Raw genomic sequence first — 10780 nt, 5'->3', positions numbered from 1 at the left:
AGTTTAAAAAGAAATTTGATTTTCTAAAGTAGAAATGTTTATTTCTTCTGATATTTTATAACGAGTTTCATTTTTTCTAGATCGAACCATAATTTCTCCTAAAAAGCCAGCTAAGAATAATTGAGAACCCATAAGCATTGCTATTAAGGCTAAGAAAAATTGAGGTCTATCAGTAATTAATCGACCTGTTTTATTAATTGCTAATTTATCTATTCCTAAGTAGATAGAAAAACCGAACCCTATCAAAAACATAACAACACCAAGTGCACCAAATAAATGCATAGGGCGCTTTCCGAATTTAGAAATAAACCAGATGGTAATTAAATCTAGAAAACCGTTAATGAAACGTTCCATTCCAAATTTTGTTTTGCCATATTTTCGAGCTTGATGAAGGACTACTTTTTCTCCTATTTTTGAAAAACCAGCATTTTTAGCAAGTACAGGTATATAACGATGCATTTCACCAGATACCTCTATATTTTTTACAACTATTTTATTGAAGGCTTTTAGGCCGCAATTAAAATCGTTTAGATTGACACCTGATGTTTTACGTGCAGCCCAGTTAAATAACTTAGAAGGCATGTTTTTACTTAAGATAGAATCGTATCTTTTTTTCTTCCAACCAGAAACTAAATCATATTTTTCGTCCTTAATTAATCGGTATAATTCTGGAATTTCGTCAGGATTGTCCTGTAAATCTGCATCCATCGTAATTACGACATCACCTTCAGCTTTTTTAAAACCAGCATGTAGAGCTTGAGATTTACCAAAGTTTTTTAAAAAACGGATACCTTTTACAAAAGGGTTGGTGTTAGAGAGTTCTTCTACTTCTTGCCATGAATTATCAGTACTACCATCGTCTATAAAAATAATTTCATAGGTCAAATTGTTGCTTTCCATTACAGAAACAATCCAATTGTGTAGTTCATTCAATGATTCTTCTTCGTTAAGAAGGGGTATGATAATCGATAAATTCATGTATAACTTCTGAAAATATATTCAAAAATACAATTTTGAGCTTAAATACTGGTGTTTTCTTTCTTCATAATTAATCCATGAATAAGGGTAATGGTATAATCTCAAATTTAAGATTATACTCGTTAAATTTGAAATCTAACATGGAGTGCTTTTACTTTTTAATTAATTTAATTTTACTATTGTTCTAGTAAACGTTAAAATTGAATATAATTTTTTGAGTATTGGAATTTTATTTAGTTCTAAATATGCTTCCTGCAAGTATTGAAACAACAAAACCAATAAAAGAAAACATTAGTATGCTAGTGAAAATACCAAAGATAGCTCCGTTTTTGTCAGGATCGCCATTAATTTTTTCTTGCACTTCTTGTGTTTTCCCGTAACGTTCAGCCCATTCTAAAGCTGTGTTTATTTGAAAATCAGTATCTATGTAAGTATCATATATATATGAACTTGTAGCAAAGAAAATACCAACGATAAGCATAAAAGTTAATCCAACACTTATGGCGTCTTTAAGTGATAACTCTCCATTACTTAAAGCTTTGTATTTTTTTATTAAAAAAACGATAGCAACTATTTCAAGTAAAAAAGCAATTAAAAAGGTCGAATAGTAAAATAATGATCCTGATGAGAGTACTTTTGGCAACACATCTAATATAACCCTAGCTATTCCTGCTATAATTGCAAATGGTATTACTAAACTTTTAATAGAAGATGAATTATTTGTTTCCAATTTCTGCTTATTTTTGTGATTGAATGCGCAAAAATAGCCTTTAATTACTTCTATAGAAGTAGAGTTTTTATTTTTTTGTATTTTTTTAGTAATAAAAATTGTAGGTTTAAGAAAAAAACTTAAATTTGCACCTCTAAAAATACACGTTACAAAGTTTTTTACAAATGAGAAAAGATATACACCCACAGAATTATAGATTAGTTGCATTTAAGGATATGTCTAATGAAGACGTTTTTCTTACAAAATCTACGGCTGATACAAAAGAAACATTAGAGGTTGATGGTGTGGAGTATCCATTAATAAAATTGGAAATTTCAAGAACATCTCATCCTTTTTACACTGGTAAAGCTAAATTAGTTGATACTGCAGGTCGTATTGATAAATTTAAGAACAAGTACAAGAAGTTCGAAAAATAATAATATTCGCTTTTATTAGCAATAAAGTCACACTCTGTTAATATGCGGAGTGTGACTTTTTTTATTTTTACAAGAAAATTTGATTAAATGAATTATATACTTTTTGACGGTACCGTTCGTAATTCTCTTTTACCATTTACCTTCACAAGACCTGTTGCTGATATTCGAGTAGGAATATTTACAATTAGAGAAAAGTGGGAGAATTTTTTAAAAAGTACTACAACTACAATTACAGAAGAATATCTTTCGGAAAAATACCCAATGGTAGAAATGGAAGAGAACGTACTTATTAACGCTTCTTTTTTACCAAATGAAGAGTTGGTGGCTTTGATTTCTGAGTTAACAGATAATCAAGCTATTTTTTTAGAAGATGAAGTAATTGCTTTTTATTCAAAAGATACACAAGAAGAGGTAGATTTAAACACTTATGAGGCTATAGAGTTCTCTGGTCAAGTTATTCGTATAGAAAACACTTGGGATATTTTTTCTAAAAATGCAGTTGCCTTGCAGGCTGATTTTGATTTTATTACAGAAGGAAGAGAAAGTCAACCTATTTCTGAAACAAATTCAGTAATTAATGCACAAAATATATTTCTTGAAGAAGGAGCTAAAGTAGAGTGCAGTATTTTAAATGCTACTAATGGCCCTATTTACATAGGTGTAGGGGCAGAGGTGATGGAAGGATCTATGATAAGAGGTGGTTTTGCCTTATGTGATTATTCTACTGTTAAAATGGGAGCTAAAATTTACGGAGCTACAACTGTAGGGCCGTATTCAAAAATAGGAGGAGAAGTTAATAATTCAGTGCTTTTTGGATATTCTAACAAAGGCCATGATGGTTATTTAGGAAATGCTGTTTTGGGAGAATGGTGTAATTTAGGAGCTGATACAAATAACTCGAATTTAAAAAATAACTACGACGAAGTTCGCTTGTGGAGCTATGAAACAGAAGGTTTTGCCAAAACAGGACTTCAATTTTGTGGTTTAATGATGGGAGACCATAGTAAATGTGGAATTAACACCATGTTTAATACGGGTACTGTTGTGGGGGTGAGTGCAAATATATTTGGTGGTGGTTTTCCAAGAAATTTTATTCCTAGTTTTAGTTGGGGAGGAGCTTCTGGATTTAGTACATATTTAGAAAATAAAGCTTTTGAGACTATCAGAATAGTAATGTCAAGACGCGAAATTGAATTTGATACTCAAGAACAAGCAATTTTAACACACGTTTTTGAAGAAACAAAAAAGTGGAGAAAAGAGTAAAAATGAAAAAGAAGGTTGCATTTTATACTTTAGGGTGTAAATTAAATTTTTCTGAAACATCTACAATTGCAAGAAATTTTCAAGAAGAAGGTTTTGATCGTGTAGATTTTTCTGAACACGCTGATATGTATGTGATAAACACATGTTCTGTTACAGAAAATGCTGATAAACGCTTTAAAAACATAGTAAAGCAGGCTCAAAAAGTAAATCCAGATGCGTTTGTAGCAGCTGTGGGGTGTTATGCGCAATTGAAGCCAGAAGAGTTGGCATCTGTACATGGTGTTGACTTAGTTTTAGGAGCAACTGAAAAATTTAAAATTACCGATTATATAAATGATCTTTCTAAAAATGATTTTGGAGAAGTGCACTCTTGCGAAATAGAAGATGCTGATTTTTATGTAGGTAGTTATGCTATTGGTGATAGAACTCGTGCTTTTTTAAAGGTGCAAGATGGTTGCGATTATAAGTGTACGTATTGTACAATACCGCTTGCTAGAGGAATATCACGAAGTGATACTTTAGAAAATGTTTTAAAAAATGCAGCTGAAATTTCAGCTCAAGATATTAAAGAAATAGTACTTACGGGTGTAAATATTGGAGATTATGGTAAAGGTGAGTTCGGCAATAAAAAGCATGAACATACTTTTTATGATTTGGTAGAAGCCCTTGATAAGATTGAAGGTATACATAGGTTGAGAATTTCATCAATAGAGCCCAATCTTTTAAAAAATAAAACAATAGACTTTGTAGCTCAAAGTAATTCTTTTGTACCGCATTTTCACATTCCATTACAGAGTGGTAGTGATGAGATTTTGAAATTAATGCGCAGAAGGTACTTAAGCGGGCTTTATGTTGATAGAGTGGCTAGAATTAAGGAAATAATGCCACATGCGTGCATTGGTGTTGATGTTATTGTTGGCTTTCCAGGAGAAACAGATGAATTATTCTTGAAAACATACCATTTTTTAAATGAGTTAGATATTTCATATTTGCATGTTTTTACATATTCAGAACGAGATAATACCGTTGCTGCAGATATGGGAGATGTTGTGCCTCAAAATGTACGTAGTAAGCGAAGTAAGATGCTAAGGGGTTTATCAGTTAAAAAGAGAAGAGCTTTTTATGAAAGTCAATTAGGGAGTACGAGAACAGTTTTATTTGAAGGAGAAAATAAAGAAGGTTATATACATGGTTTTACAGAAAATTATGTAAAAGTAAGATCTCCTTGGAATCCAGATTTAGTAAATCAATTAAAAGAAGTGGAGCTTACTGAGATTGATGAAGATGGCATTGTTAGGTTTTCTTTTGTAGAAGAAAATATTAAAATATAAAAAAAACCTCTCTTTAAGAGAGGTTTTAATTTTTTTAGATTCTGATTCCGACAGGAAGCATATCTTTATATCTGCTATTCTTTCTTAGAAAACCTGCGATTTCTGGACTCGTTGGTACAACACGCATATTTTTTTCTTGAATATTAGCAAGAACAGCTTCAATAAATTGTTCTTTAAAACCTTCTTTTGTAATTTGTTCAGGGATAATTAACTTTGTTAAGAATACTTTACGTTCTTGTGAAGAGTACTCAATTATAGCCAAATGACTATCGACACTAGTTTCATACTGACGTAAAAAACTATTGTCTTTAATTTCAACTTCATTCATATAGTTTTGATTTTAGTTTTTTTAAATTAAAACAAGTACAGGTTCTCGGGTTGTAAAAGTTTTTATTAGATAATAATTTTAAAAAAAACAAGAGCATAAAATTACATTTTTTATTGCTAATTTCCTAGTTTTCTTATGTTTACTTAAAATGATGAATTTAAAAACTACAGTTTATTTTATGCCAGGCTTGGCAGCAGCATCTTCTATATTCCAATACGTGATTTTAGATCCAGAGCTATTCGATGTGCATTTTTTAGAGTGGTTTGCTCCTGGTAAAGGAGAATCATTTGAGGCTTATGCAAAAAAAATGTGCAAACAAATAAAAGAGAAAAATCCTGTTTTGATTGGAGTGTCTTTTGGGGGCATGTTGGTACAGGAAATGGCTATGCATATAGAGACTAAAAAAGTTATTATTATATCTAGCGTAAAATTACAAAAAGAGCTTCCTATGCGAATGAAATTTGCTAGTTTGACTAAGGTTTATAAATTACTGCCTACAGGCTTAGTCAATAATGTAGAGTTGCTTGCTAAGTATGCATTTGGCGAAACAGTACCTAAGCGATTGGCTTTGTATGAAAAGTATTTATCTGTTAGAGATAAAGCATATATAGATTGGTCTATTGAGATTATTGTAAATTGGAAAGAGAAAAAGAATAATTTTAATTTAATCCACATTCATGGAGATAACGATCCTGTTTTTCCTATAAAAAACATAGAAAACTGCATAAAAGTACCAAAGGGTACACATACTATGATTATTCATAGATACAAATGGTTTAATGAGCATCTTCCCACAATTATTTTAAAAAATACAAGTTCTATTTAATATCTTTGGTACACAAAATTATGGTAGCTATGAAATTTTTGAAAAATACATTAATGCTTTTAGGGGTGCTTTTCGTTGGAAGCACATTGATATTTGCAGTCCAAGAAACTACTGATGAGAGTCAGCCTTCAAGTGAAGAAAAAACAACAACACAACAATCAGGTGGTTATAAAATTTCTGCTATAGATATCCCTGCAGATTTAAATTTTGCAGGTGAAGCTGTTCCTTTTGAAGATCCTGAAATTATGGAGCGTGTAGATCGTGAATTTTTAGTAAATACATATTGGCAATCAAATGCACTTTTATTAATGAAACGTGCTCATAAATATTTTCCAATTATTGAGCCTATACTTGCAAAAAATGGTATTCCAGATGATTTCAAATATTTAGCTGTTGCAGAAAGTGGTTTAGAGAATGTAAGATCTCCAGCAGGAGCTTCTGGGTTTTGGCAAATAATGAAAACAACAGGTAGAGAATATGGTTTAGAAGTTAATGATAATGTTGATGAGCGTTATCATATTGAAAAAGCTACTGAGGTTGCTTGTGAGTACTTAAAAAAGTCAAAAGAAAAGTTTGGTAATTGGACATTGGCTGCTGCTTCATACAATGCTGGATCTTATGGTATACAGAAATATATGAATGCACAAGATGTTGCTGCGTATTACGATTTATTGTTAGGGCAGGAGACAGGACGTTATGTATTTAGAATTTTAGCCATAAAAGAAATTCTTTCTCACCCAGCTAAATATGGTTTTGATATAGCAAAAGAAGATATGTACACGCAAGTGCCAACATTTAATGTAGAAGTAGATGTGCCAGTTACAAATTTTGCAGATTTTGCAAAAGAATATGAAATTAATTATAAGATACTAAAGCGTCACAACCCTTGGTTGCGTGAGCCACACCTAAACAATAACTCTCGAAAAAAATATATTGTTGAAATTCCGAATAAAGGTTATTATCAATACACAAAACAATAAAACAAAAAAAAGCTTTAGCATTCGCTAAAGCTTTTTTTTTGTTTTATAGATGAAGCTTATATTTTCTTCATTTGCTCTTTCATCATTTTAATCTGATCAGAAAGCATGTTCTGTTTATCTAATTTCTTAGCTTCATTAAGTAACATAGTAGCTTCTCTCTTTCTTCTTTTTTGCATCGCGATACCAGCTAAGCTTAATTTAGCCATTGCTACATCATAATCCATCGTTAAACCTAGTTTTAAGGCTTTCTTAAAGTACTTCTCAGCTGTAGTAAGGTTTGTTTGCGAAAATATAATACCATGCAGGTAGTTAAAGTATCCTTGTTGCTTTAATGTTAAAGCAGCTTCAGGGTTTTTAATTTTAGACAACCATTTTTCTGTACCAGCTAAATCTTGCTTTCTCATTCTTAAAAAGGCAAGTAAGATAATTTCGTTTCTAAAGTATAGAAAAATAAAAATTAAAGAAAACAGAATTAAAAATATACCATTACCTATATTTCCTTCTGTAAATTGGTATACAGCGTATGCAATTATTAATCCAGCAATTATTAATTTAAAGATTTTATTAAACATGTTTTTAGTTAATTTTTATGAGTGTTATAAGGATAAATTTATATTTGTAAATTAGAATTTGGCAAAAGTAATAAAAACAATCTAAAATATTTTTTAAATTAGATTTGCGAAAGCAAAAACTCTTTGTATATTTGCGCCCAGTTTTGGACGAGCCATCGGCCAAACTAAAATAGAATAGAATTAAAGGATACTAAAGATATTATAAGATGCCCGGACAAAAAAGAACATATCAGCCATCAAAGCGTAAAAGAAGAAATAAACATGGTTTTAGAGAACGCATGGCGTCTGTAAATGGAAGAAAAGTTATTGCTAGAAGAAGAGCAAAAGGAAGAAAGAAGTTAACTGTATCTTCAGAAACTAGACATAAAAAATAATGATTGAAATGATTTTCAATAGATTAGGTGTTACTTTTTTTTAAGTAACACCTTTTTTTTTGCCTAATTTAGAAAAAAGTCACACTATATAATACGATTACAATGCCAAAAAAAGAAAGTTTAAAGTCTGTTTTATTAATTGGGTCTGGTCCAATTGTTATAGGTCAAGCATGTGAATTTGATTATGCAGGTTCACAATCTTTACGTTCATTACGTGAAGATGGAATAGAAACTATTTTAATAAATAGTAATCCGGCAACTATAATGACTGATCCTAGTATGGCAGATCATGTGTATTTAAAGCCTTTAACGACAAAATCTATTATAGAGATTTTAAAGAAACATCCAAATATTGATGCAGTTTTACCTACTATGGGAGGGCAAACAGCATTAAATTTATGTATTGAAGCTGATGAAAAAGGTATTTGGAAAGATTTTGGAGTAGAACTTATAGGTGTTGATATTGATGCCATCAATATTACGGAAGATCGTGAGAAGTTTCGTGAGTTGATGTTGAAAATTGGTGTTCCGATGGCACCACAAGCCACAGCAACTTCATTCTTAAAAGGAAAAGAAATTGCGCAGGAATTTGGTTTTCCTTTGGTAATTAGAGCTTCATATACTTTAGGTGGAGCAGGAGCTTCAATAGTATATAAGCCAGAAGATTTTGATGAATTATTAAGTCGTGGTTTGGAAATTTCTCCTATACATGAGGTAATGATTGATAAAGCCCTAATGGGTTGGAAAGAATACGAATTAGAGTTATTACGTGATAAAAATGATAATGTAGTAATAATATGTGCTATTGAAAACATGGACCCGATGGGTATTCATACAGGAGATTCAATAACAGTAGCACCAGCAATGACCTTATCTGATAGAACATATCAGAAAATGCGTGATTTGGCGATACATATGATGCGTAGTATTGGTGATTTTGCAGGAGGATGTAACGTTCAGTTTGCTGTAAGCCCTGATGAAAATGAAGATATTATCGCTATAGAAATTAACCCAAGAGTATCGCGTTCATCTGCACTTGCTTCAAAAGCAACAGGCTACCCTATTGCAAAAGTTGCAACAAAGTTAGCTATAGGTTACAACCTTGATGAGTTGGATAATCAAATTACAAAATCTACATCAGCTTTATTTGAGCCAACATTAGATTATGTAATTGTAAAAATACCACGTTGGAATTTCGATAAGTTCGAAGGATCAGATAGAACTTTAGGCTTACAAATGAAATCTGTAGGTGAAGTAATGGGTATTGGTCGTTCTTTTCAAGAAGCCCTTCATAAAGCAACACAATCTTTAGAAATTAAAAGAAACGGCTTAGGAGCAGACGGAAAAGGATTAAAAGATTACGATAAAATTATAAGTAAACTAACAATACCTAGTTGGGATCGTGTTTTTATCATTTATGATGCAATACAATTAGGTATTCCATTAAGTAGAATTCACGAAATTACTAAAATTGATATGTGGTTCTTAAAGCAATACGAAGAATTACATGTTTTAGAGAAAGAAATAGAAACATATACGATAGAGACTTTACCAAAAGATATGTTACTAGAGGCTAAGCAAAAAGGTTTTGCCGATAGACAGATAGCTCATATGTTAGATTGTTATGAAAGTGAAGTTCATAATAAAAGAACAACGTTAAATATCAATAGAGTTTTTAAATTGGTAGATACTTGTGCTGCTGAATTTAAAGCTATGACACCTTACTATTATTCTACTTTTGAAGAAGAAATAGAAACAGCCGACGGAAAGCGCTACGTAGCTAACGATAGTGTTGTTACTGATAAAAAGAAAATAGTAGTTTTAGGTTCAGGACCAAACAGAATAGGACAAGGTATAGAGTTTGATTATTGTTGTGTACATGGCGTGTTAGCAGCTGCAGAGTGCGGTTACGAAACAATTATGATTAACTGTAACCCAGAAACAGTATCAACAGATTTTGATACTGCAGATAAACTTTATTTTGAGCCTGTATTCTGGGAGCATATTTATGACATTATTCTTCATGAAAAGCCAGAAGGTGTTATTGTACAGCTAGGAGGGCAGACAGCACTTAAACTTGCTGAGAAATTAGAGAAATACGGTATTAAAATTATAGGAACTAGTTTTGCTGCTTTAGATTTAGCGGAAGATAGAGGACATTTTTCTAAAATGTTATTAGAGAATAACATTCCTTTTCCACAATTCGGAATAGCGGAAACAGCAGATGAAGCACTAGCGCTTTCTGATGAGTTAGATTTTCCATTATTAATTAGACCATCTTACGTTTTAGGGGGGCAGGGAATGAAAATTGTTATTAATAAGACAGAACTGGAAGAACATGTTATTGATCTTTTAAAACAGATACCAGGTAATAAATTATTACTAGATCATTATTTAGATGGAGCAATCGAAGCAGAAGCTGATGCAATTTGCGATGGTGAAGATGTGTATATAATTGGTATTATGGAACATATTGAACCATGTGGTATTCATTCTGGCGATTCTAATGCAACGTTACCACCTTTTAATTTGGGTGAATTTGTAATGCAACAAATAAAAGATCACACTAAAAAAATTGCTTTAGCACTAAACACAGTAGGTCTTATAAATATTCAGTTTGCAATAAAAGATGATACCGTTTATATCATCGAAGCAAACCCAAGAGCATCTCGTACTGTGCCTTTTATAGCAAAAGCATATAAAGAGCCGTACGTAAATTATGCAACTAAAGTAATGTTAGGAGAGAAAAAAGTGAAAGACTTTAATTTTAACCCTCAATTAGAAGGTTATGCAATTAAACAACCGGTATTCTCTTTTGAGAAATTCCATAATGTAAATAAAAACTTAGGACCAGAAATGAAAAGTACTGGTGAGAGTATTTTATTTATTGATAGTTTGAAAGACGATGAATTTTACAACTTATATGCACGTCGTAAAATGTATTTAAGCAAATAATAAAGAACATTTTTAGATTTTAAAAAT

The 10780-nt window shown here is 31.4% G+C and carries 11 protein-coding genes; 7 read left to right on the top strand and 4 right to left on the bottom strand.

The genetic code is table 11. From position 1 onward, the window contains the following. Positions 1–3 precede the first annotated feature (3 nt). Both H0I23_RS07730 and H0I23_RS07725 read right to left on the bottom strand, forming a co-directional pair. Positions 4–978: a glycosyltransferase family 2 protein gene (locus H0I23_RS07730; RefSeq protein WP_216785882.1), complete on the bottom strand. Its 975-nt coding sequence runs from the start codon at positions 976–978 to the stop codon at positions 4–6. A gap of 229 nt (positions 979–1207) precedes the next feature. Further along, on the bottom strand, positions 1208–1708 hold the full coding sequence (locus H0I23_RS07725) for a DUF4199 domain-containing protein (RefSeq protein WP_216785881.1): 501 nt from the start codon (positions 1706–1708) through the stop codon (positions 1208–1210). Positions 1709–1872: 164 nt separating this feature from the next. On the opposite strand from H0I23_RS07725, the gene H0I23_RS07720 reads away from it, so the two are divergent. From H0I23_RS07720 to mtaB, 3 genes are all read left to right on the top strand, one after another. Continuing rightward, on the top strand, positions 1873–2124 hold the full coding sequence (locus H0I23_RS07720; protein WP_216785880.1) for a type B 50S ribosomal protein L31: 252 nt from the start codon (positions 1873–1875) through the stop codon (positions 2122–2124). Between the two features lie 87 nt (positions 2125–2211). Then, a complete protein-coding gene (locus H0I23_RS07715; RefSeq protein WP_216785879.1) occupies positions 2212–3387 on the top strand; it encodes a GlmU family protein in 1176 nt (391 codons plus the stop codon). A gap of 2 nt (positions 3388–3389) precedes the next feature. Next, the gene (gene mtaB / locus H0I23_RS07710) at positions 3390–4718 is read left to right on the top strand and encodes a tRNA (N(6)-L-threonylcarbamoyladenosine(37)-C(2))-methylthiotransferase MtaB (RefSeq protein ID WP_216785878.1); all 1329 of its coding nucleotides are present in this window, start codon (positions 3390–3392) and stop codon (positions 4716–4718) included. A 34-nt stretch (positions 4719–4752) separates the two neighbouring features. On the opposite strand, the gene H0I23_RS07705 is transcribed toward mtaB, so the two are convergent. After that, on the bottom strand, positions 4753–5046 hold the full coding sequence (locus H0I23_RS07705; protein WP_216785877.1) for a GNAT family N-acetyltransferase: 294 nt from the start codon (positions 5044–5046) through the stop codon (positions 4753–4755). A 148-nt stretch (positions 5047–5194) separates the two neighbouring features. On the opposite strand from H0I23_RS07705, the gene H0I23_RS07700 reads away from it, so the two are divergent. Continuing rightward, the gene (locus H0I23_RS07700; RefSeq protein ID WP_216785876.1) at positions 5195–5872 is read left to right on the top strand and encodes an alpha/beta hydrolase; all 678 of its coding nucleotides are present in this window, start codon (positions 5195–5197) and stop codon (positions 5870–5872) included. Between the two features lie 29 nt (positions 5873–5901). Next, the gene (locus H0I23_RS07695) at positions 5902–6852 is read left to right on the top strand and encodes a lytic transglycosylase domain-containing protein (protein ID WP_216785875.1); all 951 of its coding nucleotides are present in this window, start codon (positions 5902–5904) and stop codon (positions 6850–6852) included. A 56-nt stretch (positions 6853–6908) separates the two neighbouring features. Here H0I23_RS07695 and H0I23_RS07690 read toward each other — a convergent pair whose 3' ends face one another. Continuing rightward, a complete protein-coding gene (locus tag H0I23_RS07690) occupies positions 6909–7424 on the bottom strand; it encodes a DUF2892 domain-containing protein (protein WP_216785874.1) in 516 nt (171 codons plus the stop codon). 206 nt (positions 7425–7630) lie between these two features. Between H0I23_RS07690 and rpmH the strand changes: the two genes are divergently transcribed. Together rpmH and carB are read left to right on the top strand one after the other, a co-directional pair. Next, the gene (rpmH, locus tag H0I23_RS07685) at positions 7631–7798 is read left to right on the top strand and encodes a 50S ribosomal protein L34 (protein ID WP_013548937.1); all 168 of its coding nucleotides are present in this window, start codon (positions 7631–7633) and stop codon (positions 7796–7798) included. A gap of 102 nt (positions 7799–7900) precedes the next feature. Beyond that, positions 7901–10753 carry a carbamoyl-phosphate synthase large subunit gene (gene carB / locus H0I23_RS07680; protein WP_216785873.1) on the top strand — a complete coding sequence of 951 codons (2853 nt, stop codon included), beginning with the start codon at positions 7901–7903 and terminating at the stop codon, positions 10751–10753. Positions 10754–10780: the final 27 nt, after the last annotated feature.

Origin of the sequence: Cellulophaga sp. HaHaR_3_176, from assembly GCF_019021925.1 — a bacterium.
Taxonomy (GTDB): Bacteria; Bacteroidota; Bacteroidia; order Flavobacteriales; family Flavobacteriaceae; genus Cellulophaga.
This window is presented reverse-complemented; position numbering and strand designations above follow the sequence as displayed.

Bases quoted from the DNA above. Each gene is read 5' to 3' on its own strand.
- H0I23_RS07700 (WP_216785876.1), top strand. From the start codon at position 5,195: ATGATGAATTTAAAAACTACAGTTTATTTTATGCCAGGCTTGGCAGCA.
- mtaB (WP_216785878.1), top strand. From the start codon at position 3,390: ATGAAAAAGAAGGTTGCATTTTATACTTTAGGGTGTAAATTAAATTTT.
- H0I23_RS07730 (WP_216785882.1), bottom strand. From the start codon at position 978: ATGAATTTATCGATTATCATACCCCTTCTTAACGAAGAAGAATCATTG.
- carB (WP_216785873.1), top strand. From the start codon at position 7,901: ATGCCAAAAAAAGAAAGTTTAAAGTCTGTTTTATTAATTGGGTCTGGT.
- H0I23_RS07695 (WP_216785875.1), top strand. From the start codon at position 5,902: ATGAAATTTTTGAAAAATACATTAATGCTTTTAGGGGTGCTTTTCGTT.
- H0I23_RS07715 (WP_216785879.1), top strand. From the start codon at position 2,212: ATGAATTATATACTTTTTGACGGTACCGTTCGTAATTCTCTTTTACCA.
- H0I23_RS07690 (WP_216785874.1), bottom strand. From the start codon at position 7,424: ATGTTTAATAAAATCTTTAAATTAATAATTGCTGGATTAATAATTGCA.
- rpmH (WP_013548937.1), top strand. From the start codon at position 7,631: ATGCCCGGACAAAAAAGAACATATCAGCCATCAAAGCGTAAAAGAAGA.
- H0I23_RS07720 (WP_216785880.1), top strand. From the start codon at position 1,873: ATGAGAAAAGATATACACCCACAGAATTATAGATTAGTTGCATTTAAG.
- H0I23_RS07705 (WP_216785877.1), bottom strand. From the start codon at position 5,046: ATGAATGAAGTTGAAATTAAAGACAATAGTTTTTTACGTCAGTATGAA.